The sequence below is a fragment of the Roseateles cavernae genome (genome assembly GCF_040187885.1).
Taxonomy (GTDB): Bacteria; Pseudomonadota; Gammaproteobacteria; order Burkholderiales; family Burkholderiaceae_C; genus Roseateles_E; species Roseateles_E cavernae.
Genome location: NZ_JBDPLH010000007.1, coordinates 60,767 through 83,510, shown reverse-complemented (window position 1 = coordinate 83,510; position 22,744 = coordinate 60,767). Strand labels below are relative to the sequence as shown.

The following is a 22,744-nucleotide window of genomic DNA, read 5'->3' as shown; positions in this document are numbered from 1 at the left end:
GTGCTAGGGTCTGAGTGTCGGCGCTTGGCCGGTGGCGGACCACAGGGTTGATGCCGGGAGGGCGGCTGGCTCGCCAGTTTTCGTGGTGCGCAGCGCATCGTCAATGGTGCGAGCCCAGAGCCCGGCCGCCTGGACCAGCCCCGCTTGCGAGAAATGGCAGGGCCCGAAGCGGGTTGCCGCCGCGTCGAGCTGATCGGTATCGGGGCCGGCCAGCAGGTCGGCGTGCCGGCGCTGCAGGTCGGTGATGGCCGCGCGCACCGGCTCGCTGCGCCGACCGCCGCACAGGGTCGAGCGGGCCAGCAGCATGGGCGCTGCGATGCCCTGCTTGCGCAGGCTCAGGCGCAGGCGCTCGAAACTCTGCTGGTACTCGGCCTGAGCCGTGCCTTTGCGCGTATCGGCCTCGCCCTGCTGCCACAGCACCAGATCGGGCTGCCAGCCGGCCGCATTCAGCGTCTGCAGACGTTGCTGCAGATGCCGGCCCAGCGGACCCTTGGCATCGCTCCAGTCGGCGATGCTGCTGGCGTCGACCGCGATGACGGCCAGGCTCAGTCGGTGCTGCCGGCCGAGCGCCTGCAGCGCATCGGGCAGGTGCGACCAGATGCTGCCACCCGAGCCGCTGCCGCCGGGCAAGGGGTCGGTGGCCTGCACACAACCTTGCGGGGTCCAGAGGTCCAGAGCTGGGCGGCCGTCGTTCTCGGCAGGCGCGCCATGGTTGGCGGCATTCGATTGGCCCAGGATCAGCAGGCGCAGCGCCGCCTGGTCGGGGCCTGCGCATCGCGGCAGCGCAGCGGCCCGCGCGAAGTCGGGCAGGCGTTGCGCCAGGCGACGCTCCTCGGTGTCGCCCAGATGCAGGCCACTGACCTGCCAGGCCGCCGCCAGCCCGAGCCCTGCAATCACCGAGGTTGCCAGCAGTCGCCCGCGGCTCATGTCGGCACGGCGGTGGTTTGCCGCTGGCGATAGCGGCTGCGGATGAGTGCCATCGCGGGCTTCTCGATGCAGCGGGTGATCGCCCAGGCCAGCAGCAGGGACAGAGCGACCACGATCACGATCGAGACGTTCGGATCAAGGCCCTGGGCCTTCAGCTTCAGCATCACGGCCCAGCCGATGTTCTCGTGCACCAGGTACAGCGTGTAGGAGATCTCGCCCAGCCAGGTCAGCACGGCGGTGCGCAGCAGCGGCAGGCGCCTGCTGGCGGCCAGATAGAGCAGGACGGTCAGCGCGGCGGCCAGCGCGCCCAAGAAGGGCGACTCGGTGATGGCCAGGGTCAGCACCGCAGCGGCGATCAGTGCCAGATCGAGGCCTCGCGTGCTGCTGTCATGGCTGAGCCGGTAGACCATGATGCCGCAAGCGAACCAGGCGATGAAGGGCAGTATCAGCAGCTGAGACAGGGTCCAGGGCAGGTCGACGCCGAAGGCCTGCGCGGCAAGGAAATAGACCAGGCGCAGCGTCAGCGCGGCGGCCAGCAGCAGATGGATGCGCACCAGCAGTCCAAGCCGGAAAGCCAGCAGCGACCAGGCATAGAACAGCAGTTCGACCAGCAGGGTCCAGTAGACGCCATCGACATTGGGCACCTTGAACAGGCCATGGAACATCAGCAGGTTCAGCAGCGCATCGCCCCAGCCCACCGTCTTGCCGGGCAGGCCCAGCCAGGCGGTGACGCCAAAGGTCAGCGCGACCGCGAACCAGTAGGCCGGGTAGAGGCGGCTGAAGCGCGAGACGATGAAATCGGCCGGTTCCCTTGTGCGCGCCAGTGTCATGAAGATCACGAAGCCGCTGATCATGAAGAACAGATTGACACCGTAGTGTCCCCAGGGCAGGGCAAAAGCGGGCGCGCTGGCGTGCCCGTAGAGCTCGTCGAACTTGCTCGTGAAATGAAACAGCACGACCATCAGCGCGGCGATGCCGCGCAGTGCGTCGATCTCTTGCAATCGGTTCGATGGGGGTTGCCGGGTGGTCACTTTGCTTGATGTTGCTTATCTGATGTGTTGCGCCCAGTTCATCTGCCTGGCCAGCAAGCGCGATCCCTCATGGGAGAGGTGACCCGAGTCACGGTAAATCATCGTACCGTCGATCTGTGTCTTGCAGCTTTGCGCGCCGCAGAGGAAGCGGTCGAACCGTATGACCTCAAGCCCGCCGCGCTCGACAGCATCCAGCAGCTCGATCACGGCCGCGCGCTTGTCGCGGTAGATGTCCAGCGGCACCTCGCATCCCTCGTAGCCGCCCAGTGCGATGCGCCCGCTCAAGCGCCGTTCCAGGCAGGCGCCGATATTGAAGTCGGCGCTGGGGGGCGGGGCGATCAGCACGACCTTCTTGCCAGCGGCCCGCAGTTCGGCGGCGGTTGCAAGCAGCGCCTTGGCGGCTTGACTCAGAGCTGGTTGCTCGGCGGTGACGCCGGTTTCGCCCGCCACCAGATTGATCCATTTCGTGCCATCGGTGTACTGCGACAAGGGACTGGACAGGACGACGGTCTTGATCGACTCGGTGCTTCGAATGGCGTCGAGGACCGCCCGGTTGAACTCCATGCATTGCAGGGCCCATTCGCGGTCATAGACGGGACCTGGTCTGGGGTTCAGAAGACGCTGCGGTCCGATATCGAGCAAGGGGCCGCAGTTGGAACGGGTCGCTTGCGCCACGCCTCCCAGCTCCGGCAAGGCCAGCAGACCTGGCAGCAGATGCATCGCGTAGGAGTCTCCCCACACCAGAACCTTGGGCTTGGGTGCGCTGCTGCATTCTGGCTTGGCGACATAGGGCGTGTTCTGGTCGCAGGCGGCATCGAGGCCGAAATTGACCTTGCGTATCTGCTGGAAGTCGACCGAGGATCGCGTCGCGTACAAACTCAGCGGAGCGATCAGCACCAGCAGCAGCGAGACCGCCGCCGTCTTCGCCAGCGCACCCGCCGTCCAGCGCAGCTGCGCGCGCCGCAGCGGTTCCTCGACGAAGCGGTACATCGGATAGGCCGCCGCGAACGCCAGCAGCAGGGCCGTGAGCCGCAGCGACAGCGCCAGGGCGCCATCCGGGCCGACCCAGGCATTCTTGATCAGGGCCACGATGGGCCAGTGGACCAGGTAGAGCGAGTAGGACATATCGCCGATGCGCGCGAAACCCCGGGTCAGGCGCAGCTGTTCCAGGCCGGCGTGGCGCCTCAGTATCACCAGCAGGGTCGCCAGACAGATCACGAATGCGGCCGGGCCCGGATGGCTGGCCTGCACGGGATAGAAAGGCAGGACCAGCAGGGTCAGCAGCGCGGGATAGAACAACAGGCGCAGCGGCGGCGCAGTGGCGAGGCGCTCGGGCTGGGCATGGCCGATGACCAGCAGGGCCGCTATCGATCCGATCAGCAACTCCCAGGCGCGCGTGGGCAGCAGATAGAAGGTCGCGACCGGCTTGTATTCGGTGCCGAGCACGCACAGCCCCAGGCTGATCAGCAGCGCGGCCAGCACGGCCGGTTTCCACCAGGACCGGCGCAGCAGCAGCAGTGCGGCAGGCAGCAGCATGTAGTACTGCTCCTCCAGCGACAGCGACCACATATGCAGCAGCGGCTTGAGGTCGCTCGCGCCTTCGAAGTAGCCGGTCTGCTGCCACAGCACCATATTGGCGGTGAAACTGACCGAGCCCAGCACCTGCAGCGCGAAGTCATGCAGCTCCTGGCGATTCAGGAACCAGGGGGCCAGCAAGGCGGTGAGCAGGATGGTCAGATAGGCAGCCGGCAGCAGACGCTTGGCGCGCCGCAGGTAGAAGTCCGCCAGCCGGAAGTCACCGCGCTGAATGCCCGCAGCGACCAGGGTCGTGATCAGATAGCCGGAGATCACGAAGAAGATGTCGACACCCAGATAGCCGGCCTCCACGCCACCGATCTGGACGTGGTAGAGCAGCACCACCAGCACGGCCAAGCCGCGCAAGGCCTGGATATCGTTGCGTAAGCCCTGCATGGCGATCAGAGACCTTCGGTCTCCAGAATGGTTTGCAGATGGCTTCGGAAGCTGGCGAAGGTATGGTTCTTCATCATCTCTTCGCGACCGAGCCGGCCCTTCTCCAGTCTTTGCTGCGGGTCGGCGACGAGTTTCCGGATCTGCTCATCGAAGCGGCTCAGCGCTTCCTCGTCCAGCCCCTCGCCGCGCACCTCGCCGGTGAAGTAGCCGAAATTCGTCACCTCGAAATCGGGGTCGTGGCAGGACACCACACACTTGCCATAGGAGAAAGCCTCGAGGAAGCTGACGGGCTCGGCCTCGTGCACGCTGGTGTTCAGCACGCCCCAGCAGCTGCGCAGCAGCCTGTCCTTGGCCGGGCCGTCGACATGGCCGAGCAGCTTCAGGTTCGGCAGGTGCTGGTAGCGCTCGATCCAGGGGGTCATCAGCTCGACGTTATGGGCCTGACCGGCGATCAGGAAGTCGATGTCCGGATGGCGTTTGGCCAGCTCGAACGCGATCCAGGGGCGCTTGACCGCGTCGAGACGACCGAGATAGAGCAGGCTGGGCTTGTCCGAGAACTCGATGCTGTCGACCTCCGGGATCTCGATCGGATTGGGCAGCCAGTAGGCGGATACCGGTTTCATCGCATAGGTGCGCTCGGCACGCGGCAGCAGGGTCCGTGCCGTGGTGGCGAAAACGATCTTGCGTGGCAGCAGTTGCTGGAGCTCGAACAGCCGCTTGATGGACACGCTCTTTTCCCGTGCGCGTGCAATCAGCTGCTCGGCCGATTGCAGGCCCTGGAAGTGCATCTCATCGGCGACCTCGGCGATCTTCTCCCACTCTTCCCGGTCGCGCGGATCATGGATCCAGATGATCAACGGCGTTGTGTTCAGCCCGTAGCTCGGGACGGCATAGCTGGGATACCAGTCGATCGAGATCAGCACACGCGGACTCAGGCCCGCGATCAGGTCGGCATAGGCATCGAGGGTCGCGATGGCCGGCCGGGATTCATCGGGGCGCAGCACGACGCTGGTCTGGTGATAGGTTCGCACCTCGGGCAGGCTGACCAGATCGGAGACCTTGGGGTAGGCCAGCACGACCCGGGTGTCATCTTTGGCCTCGCCGTTGTAGTGGTCGGCGATATTCTTGACCGTCTTGCCAAAGCCGCCAAAGCCGCGCAGATCGGGATGGAAGAACTCCTCGCAGAGGAAGACAAGCTGCTGTGCTGGCTGGCTGGAGCCGGCTTGTCGCTGGCGGCGCGACTGTGCCCAGTCGCGCATCGCCTGTTCCTTCTGCCGGTCCCAGCGCCAGTTCTTCAGTCTCGTGATCAGTTGCCGCATGTGGGAAGTGCTTTCATATATGGCCTTGATGCCCCGGGGGACATAAGAGAAAGTTAATGCGATGAGTTCTGTTGGCTCCAGATGCCGATGAGCTGCTGCGTGCATTGGCGGCGATCAAAGCCGGCCAGCACGGTCGCCCGCCCGCCGAGCCGCAGGCGCTGCGCCATGGCCGGGTCGGCCTGCAGCGCCGCTATGGCCTCGGCCAGGCCTGTGACATCCCCGGACTCGACGAGCAGACCACTGACGCCATGCTCGATCAGCTCGGGGATGCCGGTGATACGGCTGGCAATGCTGACCGTGCCCATGGCCATCGCCTCGATGCAGGCGACCGGCAGCCCCTCGGCCCGGGAGGGCAGCACGAACACATCGGCGCGCTGGTGCAACTGCCTGACCACCTGCTCGGGCTGCACGCCGTGAAAGCTGACGCAGTCGGCCAGGCCCAGCTCGGCAGCCAGTGCCTTGAGCGCCTGTTCCAGCTCGCCGCCGCCGACGATGTCCAGATGCAGCCGCAGCCCTTGCTGGCGCAGCCGGGCCAGCGCCTGCAGCAGCAGGTCCTGCCCCTTCTCGGGCGCCAGCCGGCCCACATTGAGCAGCCGCAAGGGCACACCGGCGGCCGGCGCCGAGCGTGCCAGAAAGGCGAAGCGCTCGACGTCGATGCCGCAATGCACGACGCTGATCTTCGCTTCCGGCAGCCCATAGCACTGCAGCATATGGCGGCGGTTGTACTCGCTGATGGTCACGACGGCGTCGGCCTGACGGTAGAGCTCGCTGGCGCCCTCGCGTCCAAGCGGCTCCTCGCGAAGGTCGTAGCCGTGGGTGGTGACGCCGAAGGGAATACCGCTCCAGGCCGAGATGCAGGCCGCGTACTGGAAGTTCACATCGGCGAAATGCGCGTGCAGGAAGTCGACGCCCTGCTGCCGGCACCACCAGGCGGGGCCGAGCGATTGGAAGTAGCACCAGCGGCTCGGGTGGCGCAGCGCCTTGCTCAGGGTACGCAGGGTTCGGATTGGAGCCACGCCCATCCAGCGGACCAGGTTCGCGATGATGGCTGCGGGTTGGGCCGTCCGGATCCGCAGGCGCAAGGCCTTGTCGAGCAGGGTCTGGGCCGCAGGATGCAGGACCGTCGCATTGCCGCTCTGCAGATGGAGGATGCAGGGACGCACACCGGCGTCCAGCAAAGACGCGGCTTCCTCGGCGATGAAGGTTTCGCTGGGCTCGGGGAAGGAACGTATCAGGTAGGCGACGGTCTTGAGCATGGCGGATGTCCGGACTCGGCTCAGGCGGGCTTGCGCTGCCAGCGGGTCTGCGCGAAGCGGGCAATTTCCCGGTAGGCCGGATGGCCGGCGAGGCGGGCCACGACAAACCAGACCAGCACGGCGGCCACACCGACCAGCACCAGGCTGGTGAAGCCATTGAGCCGGTAGGCCTGGCAGAGCTCGCGAACCAGCGCCTGCGCGCCGATGCAGGGCAGCGCGACGAGCGCGCTCTTGCTGCTGGCACCGAAGAGCTGGCCGACACGGCAGCCGAGCACGCGGGGCAGCTGGTGCGCATAGATCGCCAGCGCGACCAGGCTGCTGATGCCGAAGGCGGCGGCCATCGCATTCAGCCCCCACTGGCTGGCGCTCAGGATGGCCAGCAGATGTATCGGGGCATAGGCCATCGTGATCAGCAGGCGGCGCTTGACATGCCCGGTCGCCGCCAGCAGGCTGGGGCCCATCGCGGTCAGGTAGTTGGGCATCACGGACAGCGCCAGCGCACTGGCGATCGGCGCGGCGGCCAGCCACTGCGAACCGAACAGCACCAGAATGATCTCGCTGGACATCAGCGCGACATAGCCGAAGAAGGGCCAGGCGATCACGGTCAGCATTGAGGTGCCGATCGCGTAGCGGGCCGGCAGATCGTTGCCGCCGCGATGGTCGTTGGCGAAGGCCGGGGTCGTCACCCGCAGCACGGCGGCCGTGAAGTTCGAGTAGAACAGCTCGATCAGCCCGAAGGCCCGGCTGAACAGGCCGACGGCGGTGAAGCCGAACTGCTTGCCGATGATGAACTCGTGGGCGTTGCGGGTCAGGGTCTCGATGACCCGTGAGCTGACGAACATCGAGCCGTAGCTCAGCACCTGGCGCGTGCCGCGCAGGCTGGGCAGCATCAGCGAATCGCGGGGCCGCATATAACTCAGCATCAGGGTCTGCACCAGGATGCTGATGACCGGCGCCCAGGCCAGGCTCATATAGCCGTGGCCGGCATAAGCCAGGCCCACGGCCGCCGCCGACTGCACCGTGTTGCTGACGGTCTGCACCACGAAGATCTTGCGGAAGGCCATCTCGCGGCTCAGCAGCGCGAAAGCGGGCGAGGCGAAGGGCAGGATCAGGAAGTTCAGCGACAGGACCGCCAGCACCTGGCCGACGCCGGGCTCCTTGAAATAGTCCGCGACAAAGCCCCGGCTCAGGAAGACGCTCGCGCCTATGCCCCAGCCGATCAGGATGGCCACGCCAAAGGCCGCGCGCAACTTGCTGCGGTCCAGCTCCTTCTCCTGGATCAGGTACTCGCTGACGCCGAAGTCGCGCAGGATGCCGGCGACGGCGGTGACCGCCGCGCACAGCGAGAAGATGCCGACCTGGGCCGGCGTCAACAGCCGGGCCAGCAGCATCGTGCTGACGATGGTGACGCCCAGGCTGGTGTAGCGCTCGGCAAACGACCACAGCAAGGCCCCGCGTACGGTCAGGCTCATGCCTTGGTGCCTGTGAGTTTGGAGCCGAGCACCTGGGCCAGATGACTCAGCATGCGCAGGCTCGGCGGGTTCTCGCGGAAGAACAGCCGCACCGTGTGCCAATGCACCGGCTTGCGATGGCGCAGGCGGTGCACCACATCCTGCAGCATGCCGCTCTGCAGCTCGGCCAGGCGCTGCCGCAGGCTGCGCTTGGTGTCCTCGGTGCGCGCATGCTGCTCCAGCACCTTGCGACGAAAACGCGCCTCGTCGACGATGCGCATCGCCAGGCCGTCGGTGCCCCAGCCGCTGCCGTACCACATATTGATGCCCTGGCCGCAGCGCACCTCGGGCGCGGTCGAGTAGACGAAGCGCGCGCCGTGGCGTATCAGGTCCATCCAGTACAGATAGTCGCCGCCGCCATGGCGGTGCGCCAGCGGAAAGCGCGCCTGCCCCAGCGCGTCGACCCGTATCACCAGCGAAGGCATGAAGATGATGTTGGCCGTGGCGATCTGGTGGACCATATCGCCCTGGTAGGCGCGCAGGCTGGGGTCGCCCGCGACACTGGGGTGGTCCTCATGGCGGACGCGCTTGGCCTTGTCGAACTCGTTGGTCGAGTCGCCGAGATGAAACAGATTGGCGAAATAGGCGCTGTAGCCGGCGTCCAGGGCCTTCACGGCCCGGGCCAGGTGCTCGCCTATCCATTCGTCATCGGAGTCCAGGTAGGCGACCAGATCGGTGCCGGGCTCCAGTGCCGCCAGCGCGGTGTTGCGGGCCTCGTTGGGGCCGGCATTGGCCTGCTGCAGCACGGTGATGCGCAGGCTCTCCGCCGGCGGATGCTCGCGCAGCTCCTGCTCGGCCGGGCAGGGCGAGCCGTCATCGACAACCAGCACATACAGGCGCTCCGACGGGTAGGCCTGTGCGGCGATCGAGGCCAGCGAGCGGGCGAGGACGCCGGTCTTGCGCTGGAAGAACGGAATGATGACAGCGATCTTGGGGTGGGCCATCGGTTTCACTCCTTGTGGGCCGTCGGGGCATCGGCCGCCGCCGGTTGCCGGCGCGCCGCGACGCGCTGCCTGTGGCGGGCCAGCTGGGCATGCACGGTGCCGATCAGCGGCCAGCGGTAGCAGGTGGCGTGGTAGATGGGCCGCGCCTTGTCGGTCCAGCGGGTATGCCACTCCATGACCTTGCCGTAGAACTCGATGCGCCGGTGGCGGGCTTGCTCGAACAGCTGCTGGAACTGCTCCTGGCGCATCAGCGTTGACGGCGAGACGGTCCGGTAGCTTTCGTCATAGGCCGTCTTCAGGATCACGATGACGGCCCCGCTCTCGATGCACAGATCCATGGACACGACCTTGTCGCCGAATCGATAGCGGTAGATGCGGCCGCGCCCCTGTGCGCAGAAGTTCTCTAGCATCTTGCGGTAGAAGCGGCCCTGGGCATTGTCGGGATGGATGGCCGTGCCGTCGGCCGCCTTCCAGCCCGCACTCTCCAGCGCACCGTAGTCGGCGATGGCCTGGGCCACATCCGCCGGTTCTTCGAGACACTCCAGCCTGGTTTCCAAGCCCTCGGTGGCCAGCTTGTTGCGCTGCTTCTTGCTGTTCTGGCGCAGGTTCTTGCCCCGCGACTCCCAGTAGGCCTCGAAGCTGCCGTCGACATCGACCCAGGCGGTCTCGATATAGTCTTGCGTCCTCAGGCTGGCGCTGTCGGTGGGGCGGTGCAGCAGCATGGAGTCAAGCTGTGTCAGCCCGAGGCTCAGCGCCAATCCGGGAAGCGCTTCGAGCAGGTTCTTCGCCTGTTGCTCCAAAGACTGGTCGGTGACGGACGACATCCAGCAGCCAAGTGGCAGTTGCGAGGGCTGAAAGGTCTCCCAGCGTCCGAAGTTGAAGCGGCGCACGATCGCACCGGCCCGCAGCGCCTTGCCATCGTCGTCCGCTTGCAGCGCGAGCAGCAGTTCCTGTCCGGCGCCGAACTCTTCCAGCAAGGGAAGCAAAAAGGTCGACTCGAGAAAGACCGCGTGCCCGAGCGACTGCCTCAGTTGATCCCAGCGGGCGGCATGCCTCGGGAAGTCGGTGATCGGGTGAAGAGTCCAGCTCATGGCTTTGATGGGTTCGAGTTGAGGCTGCGGGGCGAATCCGCAGCGGCGGTTACTTCGTTCAGCAGTCCGGCCAGGGCTGCGGTCCGCGCCTCGCGCGAGGCCGCACCGATCAGGCGGTCATTGACCACGGGCGAAGCGCCGTTGTTCAGCTCCGCAAGCAGGGCCAGCAAGGCCTCGGCAATCCGCTCCGCAGGGGCTTCCAGCGCGCAGACCGGACCCATCGCGGCGGCACGCAGAAGGCCGGCCGTGTCGCCCTGAGGGTCGGTCAATCCCAGGATCGCTTTGCGCGCACGCAGGTATTCATAGACCTTGGCCGGCACCTGATCATTGCAATCGGCCGACTGCAGGGCGAGCAAGGCGTCGGCGGCCAGCATCTCCGTCAGCGCTTCGATATAGGGCAGCGGCGGCAGGATCTCGACCATGAAGCCCAAGCCATGACGCTCGGCCAGATCGGCCAGCCAACGATCATGAACCGGGGCCCGAAAGCGCAGCCGCAGCGTCTGCGGCCGGATGGCACCAGCGCTCAGCAGGCGCTGCAGCGCCTCGAACAGCCCGCTTGGATTGCGCCATTCGGGGTAGACGATACCGCTGTGCAGCAGGGTCAGGCTGCCGGGGTTCAATGCCGCGCCGTGTGGCTGCTCAGCGGCCCGCCGGAAGGCGTCTTCGTCATAGCCGTTCTCGATCACCCGGATGCGCTCAGCCTGCACCGGGTAGCGCTGCCGGTACAGGTGGGCTGCACCGGGCGTTGAGAAGACCGCCCGGCTCGCCCGGGAGAACACTTTCTTCTCGACGCTCAGATAGCTTTGCCAGGTCCTGGCATCGGCTGGATAGCCCTCATGGGCCATCGGGTCGCGGAAGTCGGCCACCCAGGGCAGGCCGCTCAGGCGCGCCAGGCTGTGGCCCAGCAGATGGGCGCTCGCAATCGGATAGGTGCTCCAGATCGCTGCGGGCCGGTGGCGCCTGATCATGGCCAGGCCGGCGGGCACCGCGCCGAGCAGCCAGCTCAGCCAGCGATCCGGCCGCGCCAGCCAGCCCGGGTAGCGCCCGGCAATGGCCAGGTGGCGGCTGGCATCCAGCGCAAAGGCCCGCACCACCTCGAGATCGGCCGGGAGTTCGGCGAGCAGATCGGCGCCGGTCTGTTCATAGGCCCGGGTGTTGACGCTCAGCACGGCGGGCTGCCAACCATGGCTGGGCAATTGCTGGGCAAAGCGCAGGCTGCGCTGTATGCCGCTGCTGCCCGCCAGCGGCGGGAAGTGATAGGCGATCATCAGCAAGCGCTTCATCACGCCGGCTTGTCCGTGGCGTACAACGCGATCACGGCGGCGGCGATGGCCCTGACCTCGTCATCGCTGAGGTCCTGATGACAGGCCAGTTGCAGCACATGATGGGCCCAGGTCGGTCCGACATCGGCGTCGATCGCCGGCAGGCCCGGCCACAGGCGGTCCCAGCGCGACACCGGGATGCCCATCTGGCGCAGCTTGGCATAGCCGGGGTCGGGATGATCGACCCAGAGCGGAAACACATAGGGGGCGGCACCGTCGGGCAGCTCGGTGTGCAGCGGTCGCAGGCCTTGATGGCCGCCGAGCAGGCGTATCAGATGCGCGAAGTGATGGCGGCGGCGCTCGACGATGCGTGCCCTCGGGGTGCTGCGGGACACCCAGGCCGAGGCCCAGGTCAGCGCGCGATGCGAGAGCAGCGGGTCCAGCGTGAAACCGTCCGCTGCCGGCGCACCCTCGCTGGTGGGTGTCGGGCTCGGGAGCGGCGCCTTGCTCCGGCGTTTCGCCAGGTGCCGCAGGGAGAATATGCCCAGCAGCAATGAATTCAGCCCGGTCAGGCGGCCGTGACTGGCCGCCACATGGACGATGTCGGCGGCGGCCTTGATCTGCTGCAGCAGCGAGGGCTGCTGCAGCGCCAGCTGGCGGTCGTTGCTGATATTGACCTGCAGGCAGCCGCCTTCGGGCACGGGCAGGAACTTGGTCAGGCTGCCGATGGCGATATCACCCCAGCGGCCGACGGGCCGGCTGCCGCTGACGCCGAACAGCGCATGGGCGCAGTCTTCGATCAGCGCGATCCCGTGCTGATCGCACCAGCGACGCAAGTCCTGCATCGGCTGGGGCAGGCCAAAGTAATGGGCCGCGAGCAGAGCCCGAACGCCCTCCAGCGGCTGGCGTTCCAGCCATTCGATCTGTGCGCCCCCGTGGGCGCCGATCGGGTAGAAAACCGGCTCGACGTTCAGCGCCACGACCGGGGCGATCATCGTCGGGCAGTGGTAGGTCGGCACCAGCACCTTGTCGCCCGGCTTCAGGCCCAGCAATTCGACGGCCAGCAGGATAGAGGCGCGGCCGCTGATGCTCAGCCGCAGTCCTGGCTGCTCAAGCAGGCAGGGCAGCGGAGCGCGCCACTGGCCCGAGAACGACTGCCAGCTCAGCACCGGCAGACGCGGGATGGGGCGGGTCGGCGCTTCGGTCGAGGCGGGCGAACTCAGCATGCCGGGCGCAGAAAGACTCATTGCCCCGCTCCGCTGGCCGCTGGCGCGCTGGCGGCGGCAGCGCCGGCCGGGTCGCGCCACTGACCGGCCGCGGTCAGGCGGTCCTTCAGCTCGGTGCGCAGCATGCCCAGTTCGCTCGCACGGTGGGCTTGCGCCAGCGCCCGGTCGAAGATCTGCATATCGGCATAGATCATGCCGATGTTGTAGTGGCTGAAGGGATTGTCCTTGGCCAGTTGCGTGGCGCTTTCGAGCTGCTTGATGGCATCGTCGCGACGGCCCTTGCTGCCGAGGTAGTTGGCGTACAGCATGCGGACGATGCCGTCGTCGGCTTGGAACCGGATCGCGCGCTCGAACCAGCAATCGACGCTGTAGCGCGCCCCTCTGGGCTGGTCGACCTTCTGCTTGTCGGCCAGGCGCGTCATGGCGAGCAGCGCGCGATGATGATTGGGAAAAGCGCGCAGCGTGTAGTCCAGCTCGGGTCCCACCTCGCTCTTACGCCCTTGTCCTCCATGCACCAAGGCTTCCATCTCGGGCCGGAAATGTGCGCTCTCGACCAGGAATAGCGGATTGGTCGTGCTCCTTTTCGCGTCCGGATTGCCCGCTTCCTTCCTGTAGTCATGCGGGCCGAAGGCATTGGCCAGATCGCCGCACAGCGTGGCGGTTTGAGCCCCCGCAGCCAGGCTGATGCTGGCGCCGCACAACACAGTCAGCAGCGGCAGGGCGAAGCGTCGATATCCGTTCATGATGGCCTTTTCCTCGCGTGCTCTGTCAGGGCATGGCTGCGCAGCCAGTCGAGGCAGATCTGCTCGAGCTGCCGGCGCTGCGCGTCCTCCGAGAAGGTGTGGTCGGCCAGAGGCAGATCCTCTCGGGTGATGTTCGGGCCGTTCAGCACACCCGCCCAGGCGGGCGCTGTGGCGGCCGTGTCGATGAATTCCTTGGCCGTCAGGTCCTGTCCGCTGAGCAGCAGCAGTACCGGGCCATCAAAGGCTTTCCAGGCCTGGGCCATGGCCTTGGGGAAGGGCAGCTGTTCCTGCCCGTCGGTCGCGGCCGGCGCCGCACTGGCCTGGCGCAGATTGGCGAGCAGGCCGCGCACGGCCTCGGTCGCGACGCCGCCACGCAGCAGCTTCAACCAGAAGCTGCGCTGCATCAGCCGTTCGCGGTAGTAGTGCTTCACCCGCGCCCGGGCCAGGGTTTCGACCGAGCGCACCCAGGGGTTGACCAGGCAGAGCCCGTGCACATCGGCCTGCGCTGCGCGTGAGCGCAGGTACAAGAGACTGGCCGAGGCGCCGTCGCACAGCCCCCACAGCACGATGCGCTGCACGGCCGGCGAATGGCTGCGCAAGGCCGCGATCGCGGCGCCGATATCGGCCTCGACCGCCTCGAAATCCCGCGCCGCGCCGGCGCTGTCACCCATGCCCCGGTAATCGAAACGCAGACAGACATGACCCTCGGCGGCCAGGGCGCGCGCCAGCAACACGAACTGGCGGTGGCTGCCGGCCCGGTATTGCGGGCCGCCAACGACGATGAGCACTCCGATGCCGGAGCTCGCCATGGACGCTGCCGGGCTGCTGACAATGCCCAGCAGCGCGTCGCCAGCGCAGCTGAAATGCAGGGCTTGCTCGCGCACGCTCATGGCGATGTCGCGGTGGCTTGCGGCAGCGCTGGCCCGAGCATCGCGGTACCGGCCTCGATCAGCTGCGGGGCGATCTCGATCTCGCTGGTCTGCCAGAACGCCGGGCCGAGCACGCAGCGCGCGTCGACCCGATAGCCGGCTTGCTGCCAGCGCGCCAGGGTCTGCGTCGCGACCGGCGTCAGCTCGGCACCGGGCTGGCTGCTGAGCTCCAGCCAGGTCAGGCGGGGCGCGCCTTCGCACGAGGCCGGTGGCAGCATCGTTGCCGCCTCCAGGCCCTGGGCCAGCGCGGCGGACAGCCGGTAGCCGGCGATCTCCACCGTTTCGCCGGCGGCCAGCGACTGGCGCAGCGCCGCCATCAAGCCCTTGTTGTCGCCGTCCATCAGCCCGGCGGCCAGTTTGAGGCGCAGAAACTGCTGCAGCAGCACCTTGCCGCTTGCCGGTGCCTGCACCAGCAGCAGATCGGCCGGCTCGCTCAGGCGACGAGCCAGCTCCACCGCGAGCAGGCTACCGGCCCGCAGGCCCCACAGGCACAGCGGTGCCTCAGCCCGGCGGCGCAGCCATTCGATGCCGGCCAAGCCATCATCGATCCAGGCCTGCCAACTGGCGTCCCCGAAATCGCCCGAACTGTCTCCGCAGCCCAGCAGGTCGATCTGCAGCACATCAAAACCGGCGGCGGCAAAGGCCCGGGCCTGCAGCGCGCTCATCCGCCGCGTCTTGTTCAGCTCTTCGGCGAAGGGGTGCAGATGCAGGATCTGCCCGCGCGCACGGCCGCCCTGGGCCGGGTGGTAGATGCAAAAGCGCTGGCCGCCGTCTGGGGGGCGATCGATGTAGAAGGCTTGCATCTTGGCGAGGGCTGCGGACGCGGCGCCGGCGCTCAGCTCGCCAGCTTGCCCGCGACGAAATCCGCCAGCGAGCCCACGCTGGCAAAGGTGGCGCCGTCGATCTCATCGTCGTCGACCGTGAGGCCCAGCTGCTCTTCGAGCGCGGTGATCAGGCTGACCACGGCCATCGAGTCCAGCTCCGGGATGGCGCCGAGCAGGGCGGTGTCGCGGTCAAAGCCGGCGCTGCGGCCGTTCAGGCTCAGGACCTCGTCAAGAATGCGCAGAACTTGCTTTTCGGCGTCCATGTTTTTTCTGTAATTTTCCGAGGGCGAAGCTGCCCACAACAGCGGCGCATCTTAACTGGGCGCCCGCGCCGATCTGTGGTCGGCGGCCCCCTTATCCTGAGGGGCACGCCCGCAATATGTCACGCAGGTTTCGCGTACGCTCCACGGGGCCGCGACGGTGCAGCCTGTAGGATGCCTGCCTGGCTGCGCCGAACATCTGCAAAAGCGGTGTGTCCCCTATTTCAATGAGTTCCATGACAGCTGAACATGTGGATTTTTCTGGCGACAGCGTGCTTTTGCATGAGTTGCCGCTGCGCAGTGCACTGCGCTCGCCCGCAGCGCCGGCCCTGAGCCTGGCGGAACGCCAGCTCTCATACGGCGAGCTGGCGCAGCAGATCCAGGCGCTGGCCGCTGGCTTGCGGGCCCTGGGCCTGCAGCGCGGCGAGCGGGTCGCGATCTATCTGGAAAAGCGTTTCGAGACCGTGATCGCCAGCTTTGGCGCCCCGGCCGCCGGCGGTGTGTTCGTGCCGCTGAACCCGCTGCTCAAGCCCGAGCAGGTCGGCTTCATCCTGCGCGACTGTGAGGTGCGGGTGCTGATCACCTCGCCGGAGCGCCATGCGCTGCTGCGCGAGACCCTGCCGGATTGCCCGGGGCTGCGCCATGTGGTGCTGACCGAGGCGCCCGCTGCTGCGGACGGCGCCGGCCTGCCGCTGCACCGCTTCGCCGATCTGTTGGACGCGCCGCCGCAGGCCGGCCACCGCGTGATCGACGGCGATATGGCCGCTATCCTCTACACCTCGGGCTCCACCGGCCGGCCCAAGGGCGTGGTGCTGTCGCACCGCAATATGGTGACCGGCGCCAAGAGCGTGGCGGCCTATCTGGAGAACCGGCCCGAGGACAGCCTGCTGGCCGCGCTGCCGCTGTCCTTCGATGCCGGTTTCAGCCAGCTGACCACCGCCTTCCATGTCGGCGCCCGCGTCGTGTTGCTGAACTATCTGCTGCCGCGTGATGTGCTGAAGGCCATGGAGCGCGAGCGCATCACCGGGTTGACCGCCGTGCCGCCGCTCTATATCCAGCTGTCCCAGCTGGAATGGCCGGCCGCGATCGGCCAGCAGCTGCGCTATTTCGCCAATACCGGCGGCCGCATGCCCCGCGAGACCCTGCAACTGCTGCGCCAGCGCGTGCCGCAGGCCAAGCCCTTCCTGATGTATGGCCTGACCGAGGCCTTCCGCTCGACCTATCTGCCGCCCGATCAGGTCGATCTGCGGCCCGACTCGATCGGCAAGGCGATTCCGAACGCCGAGATCCTGGTGCTGCGTGAGGATGGCAGCGAATGCGCGGCCGAGGAGCCGGGCGAGCTGGTGCATCGTGGTGCGCTGGTGGGGCTGGGTTACTGGAACGATGCCGAGAAGACGGCCGAGCGCTACAAGCCGCTGCCGGTCGGTGCCGGTGCCCGCGAGGCCGGACTGCAGCTGCCCGAGTTCGCGGTGTTCTCGGGCGACACCGTGCGCCGCGATGCCGAGGGCTATCTGTACTTCATCGGCCGGCGCGACGAGATGATGAAGACCTCGGGCTACCGGGTCAGCCCGACCGAGGTCGAGGAGGTGCTGTATGCGACCCAGCTGGTCGGCGAGTGCGTGGCCTTCGGCGTCGACCATGCGACGCTGGGCCAGGCCATCCAGGTGATCGCGACGCCGCCCGCCGGCAGCGCGGCGCTGGACCTGGCCGCGCTGCAGGCCGAGTGCCGCAAACGCATGCCGGCCTATATGGTGCCGGCCGGCATCGAGGCCCAGGCCGGGCCGCTGCCGCGCAACCCGAACGGCAAGATCGACCGCAAGCTGCTGTCCACCGCCTGGGTGGAGAAGAATCTATGAGCGACAGTCCCGTGAAGAAGCCGCCGCAGCATGCGGCGATGAGCCAGTTCCCGCTGCAGGACGGCGAGTTGATCGTCGGTGGCAAGCGGCTCTCGCTGCTGGCCGAGCAGGTCGGCCAGACGCCGTTCTATGCCTATGACCGGCGCCTGCTGCGTGAGCGCGTCGCGAGTCTGCGCGCCGCGCTGCCGGCCGGCATCAAGCTGCACTATGCGATGAAGGCCAACCCGATGCCGGCGGTCGTCGCACTGATGGCGGGCCTGGTCGATGGCATCGACGTGGCCTCGGCGGGCGAGCTGAAGGTGGCGCTGGACGCCGGCGCCGACCCGGCCGAGATCAGCTTTGCCGGGCCGGCCAAGCGTGACATCGAGTTGCGCCAGGCGGTGGCCGCCGGTGTGCTGGTCAATGTGGAGAGCCTGCGCGAGTTGCCGGTGCTGGCGGCGGTGGCGGCCGAGCTGGGCCTGCCGGCGCGGGTGGCGATACGCGTGAACCCCGATTTCGAGCTGAAGGGCTCGGGCATGAAGATGAGCGGCGGCCCCAAGCAGTTCGGCATCGATGCCGAACTGGTGCCGGCGGCGCTGGCCGAGGTCGGGCGCCTGGGTCTGGCGTTTGAGGGCTTCCACCTGTTCGCCGGTTCGCAGAACCTCAAGCCCGAGGCCATCTGCGAGGCGCAGCAGAAATGCTACGAGCTGGCGCTGCGCCTGGCGGCCGATGCGCCCGGCCCGGTCAGGTTCCTGAACCTCGGTGGCGGCTTCGGCATCCCTTATTTCCCGGGCGAGCAGGCGCTGGATCTGGCGCCCATCGGCGCCAATCTGCAGGCCATTGCCGAGCGCGCGGCACGCGAGATGCCGCAGGCGGAACTGGTGATCGAGCTGGGCCGCTATCTGGTCGGCGAGGCGGGGGTCTATGTGGCGCGCATCGTCGACCGCAAGGTCTCGCGCGGCCAGGTCTATCTGCTCTGCGACGGCGGCCTGCACCACCATCTGTCGGCCTCGGGCAATTTCGGCCAGGTGATACGCAAGAACTATCCGGCGATGATCAGCCAGACACGCGCCGAGGCTGCCGTCGAGAGCGCCTCGGTGGTGGGGCCGCTGTGCACGCCGCTGGATCTGCTGGCTGACAAGATGGAGCTGGCGGCGGCCCAGCCGGGCGATCTGGCCGTCGTGTTCCAGTCGGGCGCCTATGGCGCCAGCGCCAGCCCGCAGGGATTCCTGGGGCATCCGGCGGTGGTCGAGGTGCTGGTCGGCTGATCGCGGCTCAGTGCGCCAGCTCGTACAAGGCCGAGCCGTCGCCCTGATCGCGGACCAGGCGCACGGCCGGCGTGCGCGGCAGGTGCTGGATGCCGCTGGCGCTTGAGCTGAAGCGCAGCCGGACGCCCGGCACCGGCAGGATGCGCCAGTTGCCGTCGGCCGTGGGGTTGAAGCGCTTGACCGTGCTCAGGTACTGAGCCAGGGCCTCGCGGTTCTCGTCGGGCGCATCGATCACGATGCGCTCGGCGCTCAGGCCCGGGAAACCGCCGCCGCCGTTGGCACGGTAGTTGTTCGTGACGACCAGGAACTCGGCGGCCGCTTCAACGGGCTGGCCCTGGTAGCGCAGATTGACGATGCGGTGGCCCTGGGCCGGGCTGCGCTTGCCCTCGACATCGTAGCGGGCCGGCTGGCTGACATCGATCTCGTAGCTGACGCCCTCTACCGTGTCGAAGTTGTAGGAGCGAAAGCCCGGCTCGATCAGCGCCTGCTCGGCCGGCCCCTTGGGGTCGATCTGCCGGAACTGGCCGGCTGACATCTCCAGCCATTCGCGCAGCTCGGCGCCCGTGATCTTCACCGCCTTGATGGTGTTGGGGTAGACATAGAGATCGGCCACATGCTTGATCGCGACCGGGCCGGCCGGGATGTCGGTGTAATTGCTCCAGCCCTGGCGCCCGCCGGCCTTGAAGGGCGCGGCGGCCGAGAGCAGCGGCAGCTTTTCATAGGCCGTGCCGCGCACCGCGCGCGCCACATAGGCCAGCTGGGCCTGGGCGACGACCTGGACCGAGGGGTCGTCGGCCACCTGGGCGAAGTAGCTGTGGATGGGCGCCTCGGTGATGGCCACCTGGCTGCGCACATAGTCCAGCGTCTGCTGGTGTTCGACGGCAATCGTCTGCGCCACCAGCGGATCGGCCTCGACCAGCGCACGCCGGCTGCTGCGCTGGTAGATCGCGCGGATCTCGGCGCGGCTGTCGACCACCTTCCAGGCGCCGCTGCTGTTGTCCAGCTTCAGATCGATCACGCCCAGATGATCGCCCCAGCGGCCCGGCATCACGCTGGGCACGCCGTGGATGCTGCCGCGCACCAGATCCACGCCGGGGTAGCCGGCGAAGGTAGGGCTGGGGAACTCGGCATGGGCATGGCCCAGTAGCAAGGTGTCAACACCTGGCACCCGGGCCAGTTGGGCGGCCACGTTCTCGGCGAACTCGGGCTGCTCGGTCTTCTCGAAGCCGCTGTGCGCGATCGCCACCACCAACTCGGCGCCGGCCGCGCGCATCTCGGGCAGATAGCGCCGGGCCGCCTCGATGATGTCCAGCGCCTGGACCCGGCCTTCCAGATGCTGGCGGTCCCACTGCATGATCTGCGGCGGCACAAAGCCGATCACGCCGATCTTCAGCGCATGGCTCTGACCGGCCTCGTCGACGAGCGTGCGCTGCAGAATCACATAGGGCGTGAAGGCCGGCTTGCCGCTGCCGGCCTCGACTACATTGGCGCTGACATAGGGGAATTGCGCGCCGGCGATGGCCTGGCGCAGGAAGGGCAGACCGTAGTTGAACTCGTGGTTGCCGATATTGGCGGCGTCCACCTTCAGCAGGTTCAGCACCTTGTAGGCCGGGTGCACGGCGTCCTTGGCCAGCGGCCTGACCCGCGCCACCACATCGCCCAGCGGATTGCCCTGCAGCAGATCGCCGTTGTCGAACAGCAGGCTGTTCCTGGCCTCGGCCCGTGCCGCCTTGATCAGGCTGACGGTCTTGGCCAGGCCGTATTCATCGGTGCTCTTGTCCTGGTAGTAGTCGTAGTTCAGCAGATTCATGTGCACATCGCTGGTCTGCAGGATGCGCAGCTTCAGCTCGGCGGCTTGGGCGCTGCCGGCCAGGGACAGCAGGACCAGGAGGAGGGCACGGGTCGGATTCATCGGCATGGGCGAGGGCAGGGAAGCCGGCATGCTAGCAGGCCGGTCTTGACGCATCAGGGCAGAAACAGCTCGAACACCGCGCCGCCGTCCGCATGGTTGCGCAGCACGCTGCGGCCGCTGCGGCCCTTGTTGCGATGGGCCTTGGCGACCTCGTCGCAGACCAGGCGGCCCAGGCCCGTCGAGTTGTGGGCCGGCGTGGCCTGCAGGCCGGGGCCGTCATCGCGCACCGAAAAGCACAGCTGGCCGTCCTCGACCCGCAGGCCCAGCACGATGCGGCTGTGTGCGAAGCGCAGCGCGTTGTAGAGCGCCGAGTCGAGCGCCAGCCGCACCAGATGCTGGTCGAAGAACCAGAAGGCCGGCACCGCAGCGGCGATCTCCAGCTGCAGCTGCAGCCCGCCGTGTATCAGCATCTGGGCCTCGGCATGCATGTCCTGCAGCATCGCCTCGGGAATCTCCTCGGCCGCGGCGGCGCGCAGGCCGCCGGCCTCGCTGGCCTGCTGAGCGGTCAGGAATTCGACCAGCTTGCGGGTCAGCACATGGGCCTGCTCATGGGCCTGGCGCGCATGCTGATGGGCCTGGGCCGGCAGATCCAGCCGGCCGAGCTTGGTCAGTTCGTCGCTGAGGATGGCCAGGCGGTTCTTCAGGTCGTGCAGCACCGCGGCGTTGAGGTAGCGATCCAGCATGGCTCAGGCGGCGCCGGCGCGCTCGCGATAGAACTTGCGGGCCGCCGCGACGCGGTCGTGATTCGGATGGCTGTGCTCCAGCCGGGCCAGCAACTCGGCGGCGCGCGCGCGGTGCGGCTCGCGTGCATCCGCGCTCTCGCGCCCCATCGCGATCAGGTGCAGGCTGCACAGCTCGATCAGCACATTGAAGTTCTGCGGCGACAGCGCCAGCGCCTGCTCGCCGAGCGCCAGTGCCCGTGCCACATCGCCGCTGCGCTTGGCCTGTTGCAGCGCGTTCATCGCCTCCGTCATCTCGCGGCCGACCTGCTCGATCAGGGCCCGGCACTCGGCCTCGGCCGGCGTGCCCTCGGCAGCACGCAGCGCACTGGCCAGCAGCAGGGGGCGGTCGCTGTGGTTGCGTGCCAGCTCGGTGATCAGCTGCTGGCCCAGCGCGGTCTCGCCGGTGGCCAGCGCACTCTTCGCAATCAGCAGCTTGTGCTGCTCGTCCAGCGGCGTCTTGGCCATGCGCTGCTCGACCTCCTGCATCAGCGCGGTCGCGGCGGCCGCATTGCCCAGGCGCTGCTGGGCCTGGGCGCTGAGCGCCTTGGCCAGCAGACCGGCGTCCGGCGCGTCGGCGAACTTCTTCGCCAGCTCGCCGGCCAGGCTCAGCGCGCGCAGGGCGTCACCCTTGTCCAGCAGGGCCTGGGTCAGCAGCAGCTGGGCCTGCGGCGTCGGTTGAACCGCGTGCTTGTTCTTTGCGGCGGCCTGCTCCAACGCCTTCAACGCGGTCTCGGTCTCGCCGGCACCCAGGGCCAGGCTGCCCAGGCGCAGCTTGCGCTTGGCGTTCGGCACCAGATCGGCGACGGTCTGGGCGATGCCCATCGCCGCCTGTGCGTCGCCCTGGTCTTCGGCCATTTCCAGCAGCACGTCATAGGCGCTGGCATAGGAGGGCTGATCGCGTGTCAGCTGTTCCAGCGCGGCGCGGGCTTGCTCGGTCTTGCCCTGCGCACGCAGGGCCTGGGCCTGACCCAGCTGGGCCCAGGACAGCTCGGAGTTCAGCTGCAGCGCCTGCGCATAGCAGGCACGGGCGTCCTCGAAGCGGGCCAGCCGCATCAAGGCCTGAGCCTTCTGCTTCAGGCCTTCGACGCTGAGTGCATCGCCGCGCCGGATGAAGCCTTCGGCGGCCTCCAGCACCTGCTCCCATTGCTGGGCCTCGACCGCCAGCAGCAGGGGCGCCAGCGTCTGCTTGCGGGTCGACAGCGCCTCGATATAGCGCGACAGCAGCTGGTCGGTGAAGGGCTTGACGATATAGCCATCGGGCATGAAATCGCCGGCCGCCAGGATGTCGGTGCGCAGGGCGTTGGCGGTGATGTAGATCCACGGTGCGACCGGGCTCAGCAGCTTGGCGCCGCGCGCGGCCTCCAGCAGCTGCTGGCCGTCCGGGCCTTCGCCGAGGTTGTAGTCGCTGAGCACCAGGTCGATGCCTTCGCCACGCATGGCCTTCAGGGCCTCGGCCGCATTGCCGGCCATCAGCACCGTGCGTATGCCCAGTCGGTACAGCGACTCGCGGATGATCTGGCGCATCTGCTGCTGGTCGTCGACCACCAGCACCTTGTAGGCCGAGGTCGGTTTGGGCTGAGCTGCACTCATGGCATCACTCCGGCGCGGTGGGCGTCATCGCATCGACTGTAAGTGAAAGCGCAGGCGCTTCATGCGACTTTGTACCGCGCCGGCCACAAAGACAGCGGCCCGCCGACTTCGCGTCGGCGGGCC

The 22,744-nt window shown here is 67.7% G+C and carries 19 protein-coding genes; 2 read left to right on the top strand and 17 right to left on the bottom strand.

Annotated features, from left to right (window positions below; translation table 11 throughout):
- Window positions 1-3: 3 nt before the first annotated feature.
- Genes ABGI63_RS18150 through ABGI63_RS18085 form a run of 14 tightly spaced genes read right to left on the bottom strand, consistent with a single transcriptional unit; the run spans window position 4 to window position 15,297 of the window.
- Window positions 4-927 carry a sialate O-acetylesterase gene (locus ABGI63_RS18150; RefSeq protein ID WP_349743772.1) on the bottom strand — a complete coding sequence of 308 codons (924 nt, stop codon included), beginning with the start codon at window positions 925-927 and terminating at the stop codon, window positions 4-6.
- A complete protein-coding gene (locus ABGI63_RS18145; RefSeq protein WP_349743771.1) occupies window positions 924-1,928 on the bottom strand; it encodes an acyltransferase family protein in 1,005 nt (334 codons plus the stop codon). Before ABGI63_RS18145 ends, ABGI63_RS18150 begins: the two co-directional genes overlap by 4 nt.
- Window positions 1,929-1,973: 45 nt before the next feature.
- Window positions 1,974-3,929, bottom strand: a complete 1,956-nt coding sequence (locus ABGI63_RS18140; protein ID WP_349743770.1) for an acyltransferase family protein — start codon at window positions 3,927-3,929, stop codon at window positions 1,974-1,976.
- A 5-nt stretch (window positions 3,930-3,934) separates the two neighbouring features.
- The gene (locus tag ABGI63_RS18135) at window positions 3,935-5,248 is read right to left on the bottom strand and encodes a glycosyltransferase family 4 protein (protein ID WP_349743769.1); all 1,314 of its coding nucleotides are present in this window, start codon (window positions 5,246-5,248) and stop codon (window positions 3,935-3,937) included.
- A gap of 53 nt (window positions 5,249-5,301) precedes the next feature.
- Window positions 5,302-6,504, bottom strand: a complete 1,203-nt coding sequence (locus ABGI63_RS18130) for a glycosyltransferase family 4 protein (RefSeq protein WP_349743768.1) — start codon at window positions 6,502-6,504, stop codon at window positions 5,302-5,304.
- A 20-nt stretch (window positions 6,505-6,524) separates the two neighbouring features.
- Window positions 6,525-7,976: a lipopolysaccharide biosynthesis protein gene (locus ABGI63_RS18125; protein WP_349743767.1), complete on the bottom strand. Its 1,452-nt coding sequence runs from the start codon at window positions 7,974-7,976 to the stop codon at window positions 6,525-6,527.
- The gene (locus ABGI63_RS18120) at window positions 7,973-8,959 is read right to left on the bottom strand and encodes a glycosyltransferase family A protein (RefSeq protein ID WP_349743766.1); all 987 of its coding nucleotides are present in this window, start codon (window positions 8,957-8,959) and stop codon (window positions 7,973-7,975) included. Before ABGI63_RS18120 ends, ABGI63_RS18125 begins: the two co-directional genes overlap by 4 nt.
- A 5-nt stretch (window positions 8,960-8,964) precedes the next feature.
- Window positions 8,965-10,050, bottom strand: coding sequence for a GNAT family N-acetyltransferase (locus tag ABGI63_RS18115; protein ID WP_349743764.1), 1,086 nt, complete (start codon window positions 10,048-10,050; stop codon window positions 8,965-8,967).
- Window positions 10,047-11,333, bottom strand: a complete 1,287-nt coding sequence (locus ABGI63_RS18110; RefSeq protein ID WP_349743763.1) for a glycosyltransferase — start codon at window positions 11,331-11,333, stop codon at window positions 10,047-10,049. The genes ABGI63_RS18115 and ABGI63_RS18110 overlap by 4 nt, the downstream gene beginning before the upstream one ends.
- Window positions 11,333-12,559: a DegT/DnrJ/EryC1/StrS family aminotransferase gene (locus ABGI63_RS18105; RefSeq protein WP_349743762.1), complete on the bottom strand. Its 1,227-nt coding sequence runs from the start codon at window positions 12,557-12,559 to the stop codon at window positions 11,333-11,335. The genes ABGI63_RS18110 and ABGI63_RS18105 overlap by 1 nt, the downstream gene beginning before the upstream one ends.
- Window positions 12,556-13,281: a tetratricopeptide repeat protein gene (locus tag ABGI63_RS18100; RefSeq protein WP_349743761.1), complete on the bottom strand. Its 726-nt coding sequence runs from the start codon at window positions 13,279-13,281 to the stop codon at window positions 12,556-12,558. Before ABGI63_RS18100 ends, ABGI63_RS18105 begins: the two co-directional genes overlap by 4 nt.
- A complete protein-coding gene (locus ABGI63_RS18095) occupies window positions 13,278-14,171 on the bottom strand; it encodes a hydrolase 1, exosortase A system-associated (protein WP_349743760.1) in 894 nt (297 codons plus the stop codon). The genes ABGI63_RS18100 and ABGI63_RS18095 overlap by 4 nt, the downstream gene beginning before the upstream one ends.
- Window positions 14,168-15,013 carry a hydrolase 2, exosortase A system-associated gene (locus ABGI63_RS18090; RefSeq protein WP_349743759.1) on the bottom strand — a complete coding sequence of 282 codons (846 nt, stop codon included), beginning with the start codon at window positions 15,011-15,013 and terminating at the stop codon, window positions 14,168-14,170. The genes ABGI63_RS18095 and ABGI63_RS18090 overlap by 4 nt, the downstream gene beginning before the upstream one ends.
- A 32-nt stretch (window positions 15,014-15,045) precedes the next feature.
- Window positions 15,046-15,297 carry an acyl carrier protein gene (locus tag ABGI63_RS18085; RefSeq protein WP_137940664.1) on the bottom strand — a complete coding sequence of 84 codons (252 nt, stop codon included), beginning with the start codon at window positions 15,295-15,297 and terminating at the stop codon, window positions 15,046-15,048.
- 233 nt (window positions 15,298-15,530) lie between these two features.
- Here ABGI63_RS18085 and ABGI63_RS18080 point away from each other — a divergent pair, with 233 nt between their 5' ends.
- Both ABGI63_RS18080 and ABGI63_RS18075 read left to right on the top strand, forming a co-directional pair.
- Complete coding sequence (locus tag ABGI63_RS18080) at window positions 15,531-17,150, top strand: acyl-CoA ligase (AMP-forming), exosortase A system-associated (RefSeq protein ID WP_349743758.1); 1,620 nt, start codon at window positions 15,531-15,533, stop codon at window positions 17,148-17,150.
- Window positions 17,147-18,397, top strand: a complete 1,251-nt coding sequence (locus tag ABGI63_RS18075) for a pyridoxal-dependent decarboxylase, exosortase A system-associated (RefSeq protein ID WP_349743757.1) — start codon at window positions 17,147-17,149, stop codon at window positions 18,395-18,397. The genes ABGI63_RS18080 and ABGI63_RS18075 overlap by 4 nt, the downstream gene beginning before the upstream one ends.
- A gap of 7 nt (window positions 18,398-18,404) precedes the next feature.
- On the opposite strand, the gene ABGI63_RS18070 is transcribed toward ABGI63_RS18075, so the two are convergent.
- Genes ABGI63_RS18070 through ABGI63_RS18060 form a run of 3 tightly spaced genes read right to left on the bottom strand, consistent with a single transcriptional unit; the run spans window position 18,405 to window position 22,621 of the window.
- On the bottom strand, window positions 18,405-20,309 hold the full coding sequence (locus tag ABGI63_RS18070) for a bifunctional 2',3'-cyclic-nucleotide 2'-phosphodiesterase/3'-nucleotidase (RefSeq protein ID WP_349743756.1): 1,905 nt from the start codon (window positions 20,307-20,309) through the stop codon (window positions 18,405-18,407).
- Between the two features lie 53 nt (window positions 20,310-20,362).
- Window positions 20,363-20,992 carry a sensor histidine kinase gene (locus tag ABGI63_RS18065; protein ID WP_349743755.1) on the bottom strand — a complete coding sequence of 210 codons (630 nt, stop codon included), beginning with the start codon at window positions 20,990-20,992 and terminating at the stop codon, window positions 20,363-20,365.
- 3 nt (window positions 20,993-20,995) lie between these two features.
- A complete protein-coding gene (locus tag ABGI63_RS18060; RefSeq protein ID WP_349743753.1) occupies window positions 20,996-22,621 on the bottom strand; it encodes a response regulator in 1,626 nt (541 codons plus the stop codon).
- Window positions 22,622-22,744 lie beyond the last annotated feature (123 nt).